Annotated in this window: 16 protein-coding genes; 10 read left to right on the plus strand and 6 right to left on the minus strand. The window is 69.9% G+C overall.

Annotation, left to right across the window (positions count from 1 at the left end; translation table 11 throughout):
- The first annotated feature begins 12 nt into the window (after positions 1-12).
- The 6 genes from ccrA to IEY95_RS15055 all read left to right on the plus strand — a co-directional run bounded on the left by ccrA (position 13) and on the right by IEY95_RS15055 (position 6,075).
- Complete coding sequence (ccrA, locus tag IEY95_RS15030) at positions 13-1,353, plus strand: crotonyl-CoA carboxylase/reductase (protein WP_189186537.1); 1,341 nt, start codon at positions 13-15, stop codon at positions 1,351-1,353.
- Positions 1,354-1,724: 371 nt separating this feature from the next.
- Positions 1,725-3,449, plus strand: a complete 1,725-nt coding sequence (locus IEY95_RS15035) for a sensor histidine kinase (protein ID WP_189186538.1) — start codon at positions 1,725-1,727, stop codon at positions 3,447-3,449.
- Positions 3,446-3,856 carry a roadblock/LC7 domain-containing protein gene (locus tag IEY95_RS15040; protein ID WP_028798637.1) on the plus strand — a complete coding sequence of 137 codons (411 nt, stop codon included), beginning with the start codon at positions 3,446-3,448 and terminating at the stop codon, positions 3,854-3,856. Before IEY95_RS15035 ends, IEY95_RS15040 begins: the two co-directional genes overlap by 4 nt.
- Entirely contained in the window at positions 3,853-4,224 is a 372-nt protein-coding gene (locus IEY95_RS15045) for a DUF742 domain-containing protein (protein ID WP_189186539.1), read from the plus strand. The genes IEY95_RS15040 and IEY95_RS15045 overlap by 4 nt, the downstream gene beginning before the upstream one ends.
- On the plus strand, positions 4,205-4,810 hold the full coding sequence (locus IEY95_RS15050) for a GTP-binding protein (protein ID WP_189186540.1): 606 nt from the start codon (positions 4,205-4,207) through the stop codon (positions 4,808-4,810). Before IEY95_RS15045 ends, IEY95_RS15050 begins: the two co-directional genes overlap by 20 nt.
- Positions 4,807-6,075 carry a cytochrome P450 gene (locus IEY95_RS15055; protein ID WP_189186541.1) on the plus strand — a complete coding sequence of 423 codons (1,269 nt, stop codon included), beginning with the start codon at positions 4,807-4,809 and terminating at the stop codon, positions 6,073-6,075. Before IEY95_RS15050 ends, IEY95_RS15055 begins: the two co-directional genes overlap by 4 nt.
- Before the next feature lie 270 nt (positions 6,076-6,345).
- Here IEY95_RS15055 and IEY95_RS15060 read toward each other — a convergent pair whose 3' ends face one another.
- Together IEY95_RS15060 and IEY95_RS15065 are read right to left on the minus strand one after the other, a co-directional pair.
- Positions 6,346-7,281, minus strand: a complete 936-nt coding sequence (locus IEY95_RS15060) for an RNA polymerase sigma-70 factor (protein WP_189186542.1) — start codon at positions 7,279-7,281, stop codon at positions 6,346-6,348.
- On the minus strand, positions 7,278-8,216 hold the full coding sequence (locus tag IEY95_RS15065) for an NAD-dependent epimerase/dehydratase family protein (RefSeq protein ID WP_229703058.1): 939 nt from the start codon (positions 8,214-8,216) through the stop codon (positions 7,278-7,280). Before IEY95_RS15065 ends, IEY95_RS15060 begins: the two co-directional genes overlap by 4 nt.
- A gap of 289 nt (positions 8,217-8,505) precedes the next feature.
- Between IEY95_RS15065 and IEY95_RS15070 the strand changes: the two genes are divergently transcribed.
- The gene (locus IEY95_RS15070; RefSeq protein ID WP_189186544.1) at positions 8,506-9,399 is read left to right on the plus strand and encodes an NAD(+)/NADH kinase; all 894 of its coding nucleotides are present in this window, start codon (positions 8,506-8,508) and stop codon (positions 9,397-9,399) included.
- 220 nt (positions 9,400-9,619) lie between these two features.
- On the opposite strand, the gene IEY95_RS15075 is transcribed toward IEY95_RS15070, so the two are convergent.
- Positions 9,620-9,979 carry a DUF6204 family protein gene (locus IEY95_RS15075; protein WP_189186545.1) on the minus strand — a complete coding sequence of 120 codons (360 nt, stop codon included), beginning with the start codon at positions 9,977-9,979 and terminating at the stop codon, positions 9,620-9,622.
- Positions 9,980-10,132: 153 nt separating this feature from the next.
- On the opposite strand from IEY95_RS15075, the gene rpmG reads away from it, so the two are divergent.
- Genes rpmG through ykgO form a run of 3 tightly spaced genes read left to right on the plus strand, consistent with a single transcriptional unit; the run spans position 10,133 to position 10,663 of the window.
- Entirely contained in the window at positions 10,133-10,297 is a 165-nt protein-coding gene (gene rpmG / locus IEY95_RS15080) for a 50S ribosomal protein L33 (protein WP_189186546.1), read from the plus strand.
- Positions 10,298-10,331: 34 nt separating this feature from the next.
- A complete protein-coding gene (locus IEY95_RS15085; RefSeq protein ID WP_189186547.1) occupies positions 10,332-10,544 on the plus strand; it encodes a 50S ribosomal protein L31 in 213 nt (70 codons plus the stop codon).
- Positions 10,541-10,663, plus strand: coding sequence for a type B 50S ribosomal protein L36 (gene ykgO / locus IEY95_RS15090; protein ID WP_189186548.1), 123 nt, complete (start codon positions 10,541-10,543; stop codon positions 10,661-10,663). Before IEY95_RS15085 ends, ykgO begins: the two co-directional genes overlap by 4 nt.
- A 219-nt stretch (positions 10,664-10,882) precedes the next feature.
- On the opposite strand, the gene IEY95_RS15095 is transcribed toward ykgO, so the two are convergent.
- The 3 genes from IEY95_RS15095 to IEY95_RS15105 all read right to left on the minus strand — a co-directional run bounded on the left by IEY95_RS15095 (position 10,883) and on the right by IEY95_RS15105 (position 15,272).
- Positions 10,883-11,914: a 7-epi-alpha-eudesmol synthase gene (locus IEY95_RS15095; protein ID WP_189186549.1), complete on the minus strand. Its 1,032-nt coding sequence runs from the start codon at positions 11,912-11,914 to the stop codon at positions 10,883-10,885.
- 220 nt (positions 11,915-12,134) lie between these two features.
- A complete protein-coding gene (locus IEY95_RS15100; RefSeq protein ID WP_189186550.1) occupies positions 12,135-13,766 on the minus strand; it encodes an amidohydrolase in 1,632 nt (543 codons plus the stop codon).
- Positions 13,767-13,778: 12 nt separating this feature from the next.
- The gene (locus IEY95_RS15105) at positions 13,779-15,272 is read right to left on the minus strand and encodes an APC family permease (RefSeq protein WP_189186551.1); all 1,494 of its coding nucleotides are present in this window, start codon (positions 15,270-15,272) and stop codon (positions 13,779-13,781) included.
- Positions 15,273-15,361: the final 89 nt, after the last annotated feature.

The following is a 15,361-nucleotide window of genomic DNA, read 5'->3' on the forward strand; positions in this document are numbered from 1 at the left end:
GGGACACACGACATGGATGCCCTGGCCGAGGCGGTCGTGGCGGGAGCCACGGCAGCCGAATTGGAGCACCTCCCCTTACCCGACCGGTTCACGGCCGCCCATCTGAGGTCCGACGACGTCGGGGGATTCACCGGCGTCGCCGACAAGGACGTCCGCAAGACCATCCACATCGGTTCCGTGCCGATGCCCGAACTGGCCCCGGACGAAGTGCTGGTGGCCGTCATGGCGAGCGGCATCAACTACAACACCGTGTGGTCGGCGATGTTCGTACCCATCCCGACCTTCACCTTCCTGCGGCATTTCGGCCGCCAGGACCGCTGGTCGGGCCGGCACGACCAGCCGTTCCACGTCATCGGCTCCGACGCGGCGGGCGTCGTCGTACGAACCGGTGCCGGGGTGCGCCGGTGGCGGACCGGTGACCATGTCGTCGTCAGCCCCGCGTACGTCGACGAGGAAGAACCGGCCACGCACGCCGACGGCATGTCGGGCAACGGCCAGCTGGCCTGGGGCTTCGAGACGAACTACGGCGGCCTGGCCCACTACTGCGTCGTACGCGCCAGCCAACTTCTGCCGAAACCCGGCCACTTGAGCTGGGAGGAGGCAGCCGCGAACCCGCTGTGCGCGGGAACGGCGTACCGCATGCTCGTCGGCGAGCGCGGTGCCCGTATGACCCAGGGCGACGTCGTGCTGATCTGGGGTGCGGCGGGCGGCCTCGGCGCGTACGCGGTGCAGCTCGTGCGGAGCGGCGGGGGGATCGCCGTGGGTGTCGTCGGCAGCGAGGCGAAGGCGGAGTACGCGCGCGGGCTCGGCTGTCACACGGTGATCAACCGTGCGGAGATCGGCCTCACGGGCGACGAACCAGCCGACCCCGTCACCGTCGGCAAACGGCTCGGCCGACGCATCCGGGCCGCGACCGGCGAGGACCCGCACATCGTCTTCGAGCATGTCGGCCGCGCCACCTTCGGTGTCTCGGTCTTCGTCGTGCGCCGCGGCGGAGCCGTCGTCACCTGTGGCTCCAGCACGGGCTATCTGCACGAGTTCGACAACCGCTACCTCTGGATGCGTCTCAAACGCGTCATCGGCAGCCACGGCGCCAACCTCCAGGAACAGTCGGCCATGCACCGCCTGCTCGACCTCGGCCACCTCGCTCCCGCCCTCACCGCCACCTATCCACTCGCCGACACGGCGGAGGCCGCGCGGCTCGTGCAGAACAACGCCCACATGGGGAAGGTGGGGGTGCTGTCACTGGCGCCCGGCCCCGGGCTCGGCGTCAGGGACTCCGAGCGCCGGGGGAGGCTTCTGGCCGCTAGGCCGCGCGCGGGTGTGGCGTCATCGACAGCTTGTCCGGCTTGACCGTCACGATGGCCGCTCATCCGTACCTCTCCTCAAGATCATTCCGAGTGGGACCGAGCATGACATGCATGCCTCTGGTGATCGCCGCGTACCCCGACGGCTTGATCATCTCCGACTGTTCGGCCGCTGGGCGACCTTCGCAATTGCGTTGTCGGTGAAGGGATTTGTCAACGTGAGCACTCCTGTCGGAGCGTGACCGAACATTCACAGGTGCCAGGAGGGAAGTTGATCCTTTCGATCTCAAACCCGATAAGCTCCCTGCGGCGCTGCGAGTTGACGCGAACACACTCGGTCGTCCCGTCCGGCGTTCCCCGACGCGTACGGCGCCTGCACACCCCCCCGTTCGATCGTGTTGCTTTCGAAGGATGCAGATGGAACTTGCCACTCCGCCCCCGGCGGCGCGGGCACCCGTCGCCTGGTACAGCTGGTGGCTCATGCCGCTGGCCTTAGGTGCTGGAACCGTTGCCACCGCCGTCGCGGGACCCGATCAGGTCCAGATACCCGCGACGTTCGCCGGTGCCGCGGCCACCGCGGCCAGCGCCGTCTGCGTACGGCTCCTGGTCCGCACCCAGTCCCAACTGCGCCGCACCACCGGCGACTTCCGCGCCTCGCAGGCCGAGCACTCGCAGCAGTGGCAACAGCATGTGGCGGGCCTGGAACGGAAGTTCGCGGCCGAGCGCAGCGGCCTGGAGACCCAATTGGCCGAGCAGGCCCAGGTCTTCGAGGCCCGGCTCACCGAAGACACCAAGGCGTATGAGGCTCGGCTGGTCGGTGAAGCGCAGGGCTATGAGGCGCGGCTCACCGGTGAAGCCGAGGTCTGGCAGGAGCAACTCGCCCGGCAGCAGGCTGTCGTGGCGCGACTCGGTGACGCGTATCTGCCCGAGGCGCTCAAGCGGCTGCGGGCCGGTGACGCCATCGACGACATCCTGCCGGAGATCGCCGAGGAGCCGGACGCGAGCCCCGAGCTGAGGGCCGAGCTGCGCAAGGTCCTCAGGACCGCGCTGATCGGCGTGGAGGAGGAGTTCGACCGCTCGACCTCGGCCGAGCAGGCCGTGATCAGCATCGGCAACCGCATCCACGTCCTGACCAGCAAGCTGCGCGGGCGCCTGCACGAGATGCAGGGCGAACACGGGCGACTGCCCGCGGTCGCCCAGGGCCTGATGGAACTGGACCAGGAGATCGGCCCCGCCGACTGTCTCGCCGCCAGCATCGGCGTGCTCGGCGGCTCGGACCGGCCCGGCCGCCAGTGGCAGGAACCGCAGCGGCTGCTCAGCGTGGTCCGCGGCGGCATCGGCCGCATCAAGGACTTCGACCGCGTGCAGGTCCGCCACCTGCCCGAACTCGGCGTCGACGGCGGCCTGGTGGACCACCTCACGCTGATCTTCGCCCACCTCCTCGACAACGCGGCGCGTTACTCGCCGCCCACCGAGCCCGTGGTCGTCTCCGGCAAGGAGGTGCCCAACGGTGTCGGCATCGAGATCCAGGACGCGGGCAAGGGCCTGAGCGAGGAGAAGAAGCGCGAGGCGGAGCAGTCCCTCGCGGGCACCACGGAGGGCCCCGGCCTCGGCGGCATCTCGGAGGACGCGAACCTGGGCCTGCGCGTGGTGGGCGCCCTCGCGCGCCGCTACGGCATCCGGGTCACCTTCGCGGACTCTCCCTGGCTGGGCACCTCGGTGGTCGTCGTGGTCCCCCACAAGTACTTCAGCCCGCTGCCCGCCGCCGTCACCGAGACCCTCGCTCCGGCAGCCCCGGCAGCCGCGGCACCGACCAGCGCCGAGCCCGCCCCGGTCGCTTCGGCGGAGACCGCCGAAGCCGTGGACACCACGCCCGGCGGCCTGCCCCGCCGCAGGAGCCGGCGGAGTGATCCGTCGACGCCGTCGGCGCGGCCCAGGCCCGCCGAGCGGACGGAGGAGACCGTGGTCGCCGTACCGCCGGACGCGTCCTTCGCCGGCCTCGCCGCCTTCGCCACGGCGGGACGCGAGAGCGAATCGCCGCGCGAGACGACCGCGGACCGCGACCCGGCAGGCAGCGGCGAGACGGCCGCCGGACGCGAGTTCAACGAGCACCGCACTGAAGAGAGCGACAAGTCCACATGACGCAACAGGGAACCGACGTGAGCTGGGCGCTCCGCGACCTGACGGAGAGCATCCAGGAGATCCGCTTCGCCCTCGTGGCATCGAGCGACGGCAAGGCCATCACCTCCTACGGCGCCGACGACCCCGACGACGTGGACCGTTTCGCCGCCGTCGTCGCGGGCCTGCAGGCACTCGCCCAGCCGGTGGCCGAGCAGTTCCCCCAGTACGCCGGGCAGTTGCGGCTCGCGATGATCGAGGTCGACGGCGGCCACCTGTTCGTGGTGCGGGCCGGCGTGGAGACGTACCTCGGAGTGCTTGCCAAGGAAGGCCTCGACCAGGGTCTTCTCGGTCACCAGATGAGGGACCTGGCCCGCAGGATGGGTGAGCTCCTCGGCACCACTCCGCGCCTGGAGGAGCACTCTGGATGAGTGCTCCTCGCCCGCCCACGGACCCGTCCGGTCTCGAGCGCTACTACGTCCTCACCGGTGGCCGCAGCGGACCGGGCGGTTCGGCGTCGAGCCTTGATGTGGCGACCCTGATCGTCTCCCGCGCCGCGGCCGTAGCCGGCATGCAGCACGAGCACGAGGAGATCATCCGGCGCTGCCGCGATCCGCTGTCGGTGGCCGAACTGGGCGCCCACCTCGGATTGCCCTTCAACATTCTCGCGGTGCTCCTGGCCGATCTGCTGGACGCAGGCCGCGTCGAAGCCCGTAATCCCATCCCGGCGTCAGGCGCCGGCAGCGGGCCCGACCTCGCGCTCCTTGAGGAGGTACTCAGTGGACTTCAAAGGCTTTGACCACCCCGACCGGCAGACGGCCGGGGGCACCCGCTCGGTGAAGGTGATGATCGCCGGCGGCTTCGGCACCGGCAAGACCACCATGGTGCGCTCGGTCAGCGACATCAAGCCGCTGACCACCGAGGAGACGCTGACTCAGGCCAGTGCCGACGTCGACAACCTGATCGGCGTGGCGGACAAGACGGAGACCACCGTCAGCCTGGACTTCGGCAAGATCGGCATCAACGACGAACTCGTCCTGTATCTGTTCGGGACGCCGGGCCAGGAGCGGTTCTGGTTCCTGTGGAACGGTCTGTTCAAGGGCGCCCTCGGGGCGGTGGTCCTGGTGGACACCCGGCGGCTGGCCTCCAGCTTCCGGGCCATCGAGGAGATGGAGCGGCAGGACGTCCCGTTCGTCATCGCCCTGAACGTGTTCCCCGACTCCAAGGAGCACCCGATCGACGAGATCCGCGACGCCCTGGACATCCCCCCGCACATCCCGGTCGTGGCCTGCGACGCCCGCGACCGGGCATCCAGCCGTGACGTGCTGATCGCGCTGATACGGCATCTCAAGGAACGCTCGGCAGTCGCTCTGGAGCCCCGATGAACGACCAGCCCTTAAACGGTCCCGACGCCCCTCGCGGATGCCCCGTCGCACACGGCGGCGACGGCGACCTCACCCGGCTGTACGGGCCGGAGGCGGCGCTCGACCCGCTCGGCATCTACGCGCGGCTGCGCAAGGAGTACGGGGCCGTGGCGCCGATACTGCTGGAGGGCGACGTGCCCGCCTGGCTGGTCCTGGGCTACCGGGAGAACCGGCGGGTGCTCGACAATCCCCGCCAGTTCAGCCGGGATTCACACAACTGGCGGGATCTGAACCAGGGGCGCGTCGGCCAGGCCTCGCCGCTGATCCAGATGTTGGGCTGGCGCCCCGACTGTGTGTCGCAGGACGGTGAGCCGCACCGCAGGCTGCGCGGCGCGGTCACCGACAATCTGCAGACGATCGCCGGGCGTGGCATCCGGCGTCATGTCACGCATTTTGCGAACAAGCAGATCGACGCGTTCGCCGACGCGGGCAGAGCCGACCTGGTGGGCGACTTCGCCGAGTATCTGCCGATGCTGGTACTGACCAGGTTGTTCGGGCTGCCGGCGGGCGAAGGGCGGAGTCTTGCCGCTTCCTGCGCGCAGGTGATCAAGGGCGGCGAGGAGGCCCTGGCCCACAACAACCGCATTATGCAGATCCTCGGGGAACTCGCCGAGCGTAAGCGCGCCGAACCCGGACCGGACTTCACCACCGGTCTGCTCGGGCACCGCGCTGACCTGGACGAGGGCGAGATCCTCAGCCACCTGCGGCTGGTTCTGATTACCGCGCACACCACCACCAGCAATCTGCTGGCCCGGGTGCTCCAACTGATCCTCACCGATACCTCCCGCCTCGCGGGGCTCGTCAGCGGACAGCTGATCGTCTCCGCGGTCGTCGAGGAGGTCCTGTGGAACACCCCACCGCTGGCTGTCCTACCGGGACGCTTCGCTACCGCGGATCTCGAACTCGGTGGGCACCACATCAAGGAGGGCGACCTCCTGGTGCTCGGTCTCACCGCGGGCAACCTCGACCCCGAGATCCGGCCCGACACCGGTGTCTCCGTCCAGGGCAATCAGTCGCACCTGGCGTTCAGCGGCGGTGGCCACGAGTGCCCCGGCCAGAACATCGGCCAGGCCATCATCGAGACGGCCGTCGACGTCCTGCTGCATCGGCTGCCGGGCCTGCGCCTCGCCGTACCGGCCGACGAGCTCACCTCGACGGCCTCCACCTGGGAGGCGCGACTGGACGCCCTGCCGGTGGAGTTCGCGGCGCAGACCGCCGGGGTGTGAGCGTGGAGGGAGCCACGCATGCGTGGCTCCCTCAAGAGCGCGCCGGGCGTCAGCCGACGCTGCGTTGCTCGACGCGGGCAGCGCCACGGGGTTCTCGTGGCTGGCTTCGCCGGCGAGCGGATCTGCGAGCTCACGCATTTCGAGACGACGCTCGCCCCGCACTTCGGCCTGCCCCGCGCGCTCGACTAGAAGGTGCACGGCATCCGGCCCCGGCTCTCCTCCCGTCCCCGTCGCTTGCCGTCGAGCTGTTTGCAGCAGTCCGGAGCGCGGTCAGCGCGTCCGGTCGATCTGCGGCCGACGAGACTGGTTCGCCTCGCGCATGACCGCCCAGGCGTCCGCCACCGGACCCACGTGCCGGAGCTTGTCCGGGTTGATCACCGAGCGGATCGTCTGGATCCGTCCGTCGAGGATGTCGAGCGCCAAGGTGTTGACGACCTTGCCGTCCCGGTCGCGGATGATCGCGCCCGGCTGGCCGTTCACCTGCTGGGGCTCCACCGCGATGCCGATCTTGACCAGCGGGGAGACGATCGCGGCGAGCAACCGGGCCACGTTCTCGGCACCGACGATGTCCTTGGCCCATTGCGGGGCCTTGCCGCCGCCGTCGCCGACCATGCGCACGTCGCCGGCCAGGAGCTCACGCAGCCCGTCGACGTCTCCTTCCCTGAAGGCGTCGAAGAATCGCTCTGCGAGTTCCTCGCGTTCCTTCCGGTCGGCCTCGAACCGGGGCCGGCCCGCGTCCATGTGGCGGCGCGCCCGGACGGCGAGCTGGCGGCACGCCGCCTCCGAGCGCCCCACGGCCGACGCGATCTCCGGGAAGCCGAAACCGAACACCTCGCGCAGTACGAAGACCGCCCGCTCCAGCGGGCTGAGCCGCTCGAGCAGCAACAGGGCCGCCATCGACAACGAGTCGGCCAGCTCCGCCGAGCGCTCCGGGTCCTGGTAGGGGTCGGTCAGCAGCGGCTCGGGAAACCACGGCCCGACGTACTCCTCCCGCCGGACGCGGGCCGAGCGCAGCACGTCGATCGAGACCCGGGTGACCACGGCCGACAGATAGGCCCTGGTCGACCTGGGCGGTGCCGGGGCCGCCTCCAAGCGCAGCCAGGTCTCCTGGACCGCGTCCTCGGCCTCGCTCACGCTGCCGAGGATCCGGTAGGCGATCGAGAACAGCAGTGGCCGCAGCTGTTCGAACTCCTCGGCGCGGGTCACGCGAGCTCCTCCTTGAAGCCCTGCCGCCACGAGGGATAGCGCGGCTCCCAGCCGAGTTCCCGCTTGGCCTTGGCGTTGGAGAAGCCGCGCCCCTCGGTCATCATCACCACCGCCTGTTCCCCGGCCAGCAGTCGCGCCAGCCACCTGGGCACCCGCATCGGTGGCTTCGCGCCCGCGCACGTGGCCAGATAGGGCAGCCACTCACTCGCCGGGGCCGGTTCGTCGTCGACGATGTTGAAGACGCCCGTCGCCTTCTGTTCCACGGCCAGGACGGTAGCGCTCGCCGCGTCGTCCAGATGCACCCACGAGCTGTAGCCGGTGGCGCGCCCCACCAGCGGGAACTGCCGTTTGCGCACCAGCTCGACCTGGTCGTCGATGGCGTCCGGCCCGTAGAACGCGCCGTAGCGCAGCACCGCGCCACCGGCCTTGAGGACCACGTCCTCGACGTGGCGCATCGCCTCCATGCCCGCCTGCGCCGCCGTCCCCGTCATCAGGTCCAGCGGGTCCTCCTCGGTCTTCACCCAGCCGCCCTCGCGGATGCCGTTCCAAGAGGCGTAGCCCTGCGCGACGAGGTGGGAGACACCGGTCGCCTCGGCGGCGGCCAGCAGGTGGTCCGTCCCCTCGGTGCGCAATCGGTTCGTGGTGGCGAACCAGCGGTCCGGGTGCTTCAGATCGGGCTTGCCGGCGTGCGCCATGGAAATCGCGGTCATCTGGTGAACGATCACCTCCGGCCGGGCCGCGGCCACCGCCTCACCGACAGACACCGCGTCCAGCCCGTCCATCACGACACCATGCGCGCCCAGTCGCTCCGCCAACTCCAGCTTGGCCGCGCTCGTCGTGGTCGCCGTCACCTGGTGGCCACGGGCCACCAGCTGTGGGACCAGCCGCCGACCCAGCACCCCGGTCCCGCCTGCCACGAACACCCGCATGACCATCACCTTCCTGATTCCAGAATTGGCTCTCAGCGTTGAGACGAGACAGCCCGTGTGTCTGTGACATACGGAAGAAGGGGGAGCGCAGGTGTCCGACGACGCGTGCGCGTATGGCTGCCGGCCGCGGACGGCGGCGTCACCGTGGCGAACGGCCGGGAAAGGGGCTGACCTGCGTCACCCTCGCTGCGGCAATCGGGCAGTAAGCACACGGGTCCGTCCTGATTGCCGTACCGGGCAGAGGCGGCGGGTTAGGTTCGGTTCTGGCGTGCGTATCAACGGAAGGGGATTCCTCATGGGCCTGATCGGATCGATCGGCCTGATCCTGCATCCCAGACGCAACCCGGGACCGGTCATCGAATCGGTCGTTCAATGGGCCCGTAAGAGCCAGACCGCGGTATTGGGGCTGCCGGACGAGGTGGGCCGGATCGACTGCAGCGCGGTGTCCGTGCCGGCGGACGCCCTCGTCGCCCGGGCCGGACTGGTCGTCAGCCTCGGCGGTGACGGAACCATGCTCCGCGCCATGCGACTTCTCTTCGGCACCGCCACCCCCGTGCTCGGGGTCAATCTGGGCCGGCTGGGCTTCCTCGCCGAGATCGACGTCGACGACCTGCCCATGGCGCTGGACAGAGTCGACCAGGGCCACTTCACCACCGAGCCGCGCATGGCCGTGCGGACCTGCCTCCCGGACGGGCGCGAGTTCCGTGCGTTCAACGACATCGCCCTCGTACGGGTACCCGGTAGCGGACTTGCCGCCATCGCGATCTGCCTCCAGGGCCACGAGTTCATCCGGTACGCGGCCGACGCGGTCGTCGTCTCCACGTCGACCGGATCAACGGCGTACAGCTTCGCCGCGGGCGGCCCGATCATGTCGCCCAGAGTCGAGGCCATCCTCGTCGTCCCCGCCAGCGCCCACTCGTCGTTCGACAGGGCGCTCGTCCTGCCGGCGGACGAGGACGTCACACTCGTGCTGCTGCCTACGACGGGGCGCCTTGCCGTCGAGGTCGACGGTGAAGTGGTCGGTTACCTGGACGCGGACGACCGGATCACGGTGACGGCTGCTCCCGCGGCGGCTCAGGTTGTACGCCTCGGCGGCACGACGTTCTACCAGCGGGCGCGCAGAAAACTCGGTATCAAGGGCAGCGTGGAAGCGGGCCGCCAGGCACCGGATGGCGCGCCTGCGCCGTGACGAGGCACGCCTGCGCAGTCAACGCCGTGGGCGGCGACCGAAGTCGACCTGTCCGACGTGCCGCTCACTGCTTTCCGGGCGCGGGATCCCGCTGGTGAGCACCTCGGAGCAGTCCTCGGCGAAGTGACGGAAGGTCCGGATGGCCGATGGCCGATGGCAGACGGCCGATGGCGCTCCGCCGACGTCACCTCAGGGCCGGATGGCGGCTGGAGCTCCGGGCTCAGCCGTTCATGCGGGCCGCGGCGCGGCGCTGCCGTTTCCCGAGGGGCGCCTGGGAGAGGTCCTCGGCCTGGGACCTGAGGTTCTTGTAGCCGTAGCCCCGCTCGGTCAGCCACGCTTCCGCGGCGCCCTCGGCGCGTTCGGCCGCCTCCAGGATGTCCTCCTCGCTCTCTCCCGAGTCCAGGAACCGGAAGGTGAAGGCGGCTCGGGCGGCCAGGTCGTAGCTGAGGTGTCCCTCGGGGGTGAAGGCGGCACGCAGTACGTCGTGCTCCGGCGCACGGGCCAGGAGTTCGGCGCGTTGGTCGGAGCTGAGCGCGTCGAAGACGCCACGGACGGTGATGCGGAATGTGCGGGTGCTCATGGCCCGACCCTGGGCAGTGGGGCCGGTGCGGCTCCATCGAGTTTCGCCGGTCGCTCCGCCGGGCGGGAATGCGGTGACCGGGGTCGCTGTTACAGCTCACGTACCTGACATGCGCGAGTCACTATCGCGTTGTGTGGGCGGAAGGAGGACCTCATGGCACGCAGCAGTGCGCGTCCCGTCGTCACGCTGAGGTCGACGGCCGGGACAGGCGTCACCTATGTGACGCGCAAGAACCGTCTGAACGACCCCGACCGGCTCGTGCTGCGCAAGTACGACCCGGTGGCCGGCGAGCACGTCGCGTTCCGGGAGGAACGCTGAACCGAGCCCGGCGTCGCGGGGCGGACAGCCGCAGGTGAGCAATCCGCATGAGGCCAACGGCCACCCACTGATCGATGTCGAGATCGCGGCGGCGAGCCACGCGTTCCGCGCCAGGGCCCGGCGGGTCGTGGACAGCGCCGACCGTGTGGAGCGCTTCGAGGGTCGCTACGACCGCGGCCCGACGCTGAGCGCGGGCTGTGTCCGGCAGAAGCGGGCTGTATCCGGCAGAAAGAGAGCAGAGCTATGAAGGTGCGCAAGTCCTTGGCTTCGTTGAAGTCCAAGCCCGGCGCTCAGGTGGTCCGTCGGCGGGGCGTGGTCTTCGTCGTCAACAAGAAGAACCCGCGGTTCAAGGCCCGCCAGGGCTGACACCCGGGGGGACGACGGCCGGCCCGGCTCTCGCACGCGCGAGAACCGGGCCGGCCGTCCGCACTGCACCGTGTACCACTTCCCCGCATACGTGGAGTCGAGGTGGTCGCTCGTCTGCAGCAGCGGGGGCCAGGCCGTGACCGGGTCGCTGGTCGTGACCGGGCCGACGTTTCCGCGCGGTAGGCGGATCCGGCCGGGCAGAAGCGGTGAGTCGGTGCGTCACACGGCGAGCAGATCGTCCAGCGAACCCTTGCCCGCCAACTCCGCGGTGGCGGCCGGGCCTTCCTTCGACGCGGCGTAGCGGCCCGAGGTCAGGGCCCACTCGTAGTTGCCGTTGATCCAGTGCTGGATGGCCTCCACGCCCATCCGGACCTGGACGCGCTGTTCGGCGCTCAGGGCCAGCTCCTCGCACATCTCGGGGACGCGGGCCTCGAGTTCGAGGTACTCGTCGAGGCACTCCGTGGTCATCCGGTACGCCTGGGCGGCGGCCTCCTCCCAGCCGCAGCCGCGCTCGCGGTGCAGCACGGCTATCAGGTTGTGGCCGTCCCCTCGGCGCTTCTCGCGTTCGAAGGAGTGGATGTCGTTCATGAACCCGATGGTGTCCGCGGCGAGATCGCGCATCCGGACCATCAGCGGATGGGCCTGCACCTGCGGCGGTACCTCGAAGTCGCGGCTGCGCTCACCGGCGTCGATGCTGTGGTGGATGCCCACCGTGCGGCGCCGGAACTCCGCGTACGCGTCGAGGCCGAGCGTGCCCGCGAGACCCCGCGCGGCCAGGTCGACCTCCTCGGTGTGCGCGACAAGGAAGCGTCCCCATGAGGCGGCGAAGCGGGTCCGCCAGGTCAGGGACATGCCATCAGAGAGGTGGGCCCAGACCTCCGCCCAGGCGACGGTGATCGGGCACACCACACGGGGACTGGTTCCGGCGGGGCGCAGCGGTGTGGCTATCAGTTCCCGTGCCACCTCCGCTATGCGGTCCGCGCGGTCGGGCCTTCCGGTGTCGAACTGGTCGTCGAACAGGAAGGCCAGCGAGAACCAGTTCATCAGGACGACCATGTCGTCGGCCGAGGCGTGGGGATAGGTTCGTGCCGCCGCCTGGGGGAGGTCCCAGGACCGGTACTCCTCGAACCCGGCCTGGCTGCGCACCAGTCCCATGTCCCACACCCAGCGCAGATGGCGCTCTCGGGCGTACTCCAGGTGCTCGCTGACGGGGGTCTTGAAGGGGAGGTCGAACCTGACGTCCTGCGGCATTCGCGTCCTCTCTTGAGACGAATCACAGGCCCCCGCCCCTGCGAACAGGCGATCGTTATTGTCGCCCGCTGACTCGAACTGCTCTATCTGAGTCGGTGGTTGATGACTCAAGTGCGCTTCGAGACTGCCCAGAGCCTAAACGATCTATGGTGTGAGGTCTGTAACGCATGATGCGGGTGTGATGCGTCTCAACTCGGTTCACCGCAGGTGAAGTCGGGTGTCAGGCGTCCGGCGCCGCGTGGACGCGCTCGCCTCCCACATAGGTCAGCGCCACCTTCGTCTCGGCGATCGCCTCCGGTGGCCCGTCAAACGGGTCGCGGTCCAGAATGACCAGATCCGCCAGGGCCCCCTCCCGTACGCTCCCGGTGTCGTCGAGGTGGTTCGCGTACGCCGATCCCGCTGTGTACGCCGTCAGCGCGGCCGTGAGGCCGATGCGCTCGGCCGGCAGGAACACCGGGCCCGCCTCCTCGGGGATCACGCGGTTGACCGCGACATGGATGCCCTGCAGCGGGTCGGGGCTGCTGACGGGCCAGTCGCTGCCCGCCGCGAGCTGTGCCCCGGAGCGCAGCAGTGCCCCGAACGGGTACTGCCAGGTGGCGCGTTCGGCCCCGAGGAACGGGATGGTCAGTTCGTCCATCTGCGGCTCGTGCGCGGCCCACAGCGGCTGGATGTTGGCCGTCGCGCCGAGGCGCGCGAAACGGGGTACGTCGTCGGGGTGCACGACCTGGAGGTGCGCCAGGTGCGGGCGTGTATCGCTCGGCCCGTTCGCCTTCCGCGCCGCCTCGACGGCGTCCAGGGCGTCGCGTACGGCACGGTCGCCCAGCGCGTGGAAATGGCACTGGAACCCGAGCGAGTCCAATTCGGTGACGTATGCCGGAAGTTGGGTCGGGTCGATGAAGCTGGTGCCCCGGTTGGCGGTCGCGCATCCGCATGTGTCGAGGTAGGGGTCGAGCAACGAGGCGGTGCCGTTCTCGGCGACCCCGTCCAGCATGAGCTTGACGCTGGTGGCGCGGAACCGTCCGTGGCTCAACGCGGCCCGCCGCTCGACGAGTTCGGGGATCTGTTCCGCTCCACGTGCGCGGTCCCACCACAGGGCGGCGACGACGCGGGCGGTCAGCGAACCGTCGCGGGCGGCCGTCAGATAGGCCTCGGACGGATCCTCCATGCCCGCGAACGCACCGACGAGCGCGTCCTGCCAGGCGGTGATGCCGAGCGCGTGCAGATGGCGTTGCGCGTGCAGCAACGCCGCCAGCCGGTCGGCAGGGGTGGCTGGAGGGGTGATCCGGCCGACGTACTGCATGGCACCTTCCTGCAGCATGCCGGTGGGCTCGCCCGAGGCGTCCCGCTCGAAGCGTCCGTCGGCCGGATCGGGAGTGTCGCGGGTGACGCCCGCGAGTTCCAGGGCGCGGCTGTTCACCCAGGCCCCGTGGTGGTCCCGATTGGGCAGGTACACCGGCCGGTCGGGTACGACGGCGTCCAGCAGCTCCTTGGTCGGCGTGCCGCCCTCGAAGGCTTCCATGGACCAGCCGCCGCCCGTGATCCACTCCCGGTCGGGGTGCGCCTCGGCGTAGGCACGGACGGCGGCGAGAGTGTCCTCGGCGGTCTTCGCCCCGGTCAGGTCGCACTGGCTGAGTTCCAGGCCCGCCGGGAGCGGGTGCACGTGCGCGTCCTGGAAGCCGGGCAGAAGCAGCCGTCCGGCCAGGTCGACCACTTCGGTTCCGGGGCCGATCAGGTCGTGCACCTCGGCGTTCCCGACGGCGGTGATCCGGTCGCCGGTGACGGCGACGGCCGTCGCGGTGCGGCCCTCGGGAGTGAGGACCGGACCACCGGTGAAGAGGAGATCAGCGTGCATGTTTCCGTTTCCTTAGTTGGGTGCGGCCAGCAGTTGGGGCGCGTCGGCGTCGGTTCCGTGTCCGGTCCGGAAGTACGGGGACTTGCGGACCCATTTCGCCCACGCGGCGGCCACGAAACCGGAGACGATCATCACAGCGGGCGTGAGCAGCAGGAACCACCCGTTGTCCGCGCTGACTTCGAGATGATCGGTGGAGGTGTAGAAGGACCAGCCGAGGTAGCCGCCGAGCCCGAGCAGTGCCGCGGCGCTCAAGGAGGGCAGCACCACTGCCCGTATCCCCTGCCGCCAGTCCTCGCGCAGCAGCCCACGGAAGCGGACGGCGGCCGCGAGCGCGGTGAGCGCGTAGGAGAGGGCGACGACGATTCCGACCGCGTTGACCGTCGCCATGATCATGTCGGCCAGTCGGGGGATCACCAGGGCGAGCGCGGCCACGGCCGTCGCCAGCGCGCCGATCAGCAGCGTTCCGGCGGCCGGAGTCCCGTACCGGGCACTGACCTTGGACCACACCGGTCCGAGCGTACGGTCCCGGCTCATCGCGAACATTCCGCGAGCCGTCGGGATCACCCCGGCCTGGAGCGAGGCGACGGCCGAGAACATCAGGGCCACCAGCGGTAGCGCGGCCAGCGGTTGCGAGGCGAGCCGGTCGCCGAAGAACGCCAGCCCCTGGGCGCCGTGGCCGGCCAACTCCTCCTCGGACAGCACACGTTGGAAGGCGATGGAACCGAGCAGGAACAGTCCGAGCATCGTCACCAGCGTGATCAGCCCGGCCCGCGAGGCGTCCCGCGGATCGCGCACCTCCTCGTTCACGGTGAACGCCGCCTCGAAGCCCCAGTAACAGAACACCGACAGCAGCAGCCCCTGCGCCAGCGCCGACGCCGAGGGGATCGCGAACGGGTCGAACCAGCTCAGGCTGAAGGCGTGCGGCCCCGTCACGATGCCGTAGCCGCAGAAGCCCAGCAGGACGACGTACTCGAAGACCAGCAGCCAGCTCTGCAGCCGCGCGGCCGTCTTGACGCCGGTGATCGCGGTGAGCGTGACGCCGACGAGGACCACGATGCCGACCGCGGTCGTCTGCGCGGTGGAGCCCGGGTCGAGCGCGAGGCCCGCGACCTTGTGCAGCCCCGCCTCACCGGCGAGCTGGAGCATCGCCGAACCGGTCACGGCCGTGGTGTACGCGAGGAAGGCCACGGTGGCCACGATGTTCACCCAGCCGACCAGGAAACCGAGCCAGGGGGTGAGCGAACGACCCACCCACACATAGCCGTTGCCCGCGTTCGGCTCGACCCGGTTCAGCCGCGAGTAGGCGCCCGCGATCCCCAGGATCGGCAAGAACGCCAGCAGCATGATGGCGGGCAGATGCAGCCCGACCACCCCGGCCGTCACGCCGAGCCCGATCCCGATACTCGTGGTCGCCGCCGTACTCGAGGCGGCGATGGCGACGCCGTCGACCACGCCGAGGGACTTGCGCAGGGACGGGGGATCCACACCGTACGGCTTCTGCGTCATGGCCTGCTCCGATCGCACCCGGGGCCTGATTCCGGCCCGATGACCGGAAATGAAACTGCCCGGGGCCTTAACAGGTCAACGCTGTTGAC

It is taken from the genome of Streptomyces albiflavescens, assembly GCF_014645835.1.
GTDB classification, from domain to species: Bacteria; Actinomycetota; Actinomycetes; order Streptomycetales; family Streptomycetaceae; genus Streptomyces; species Streptomyces albiflavescens.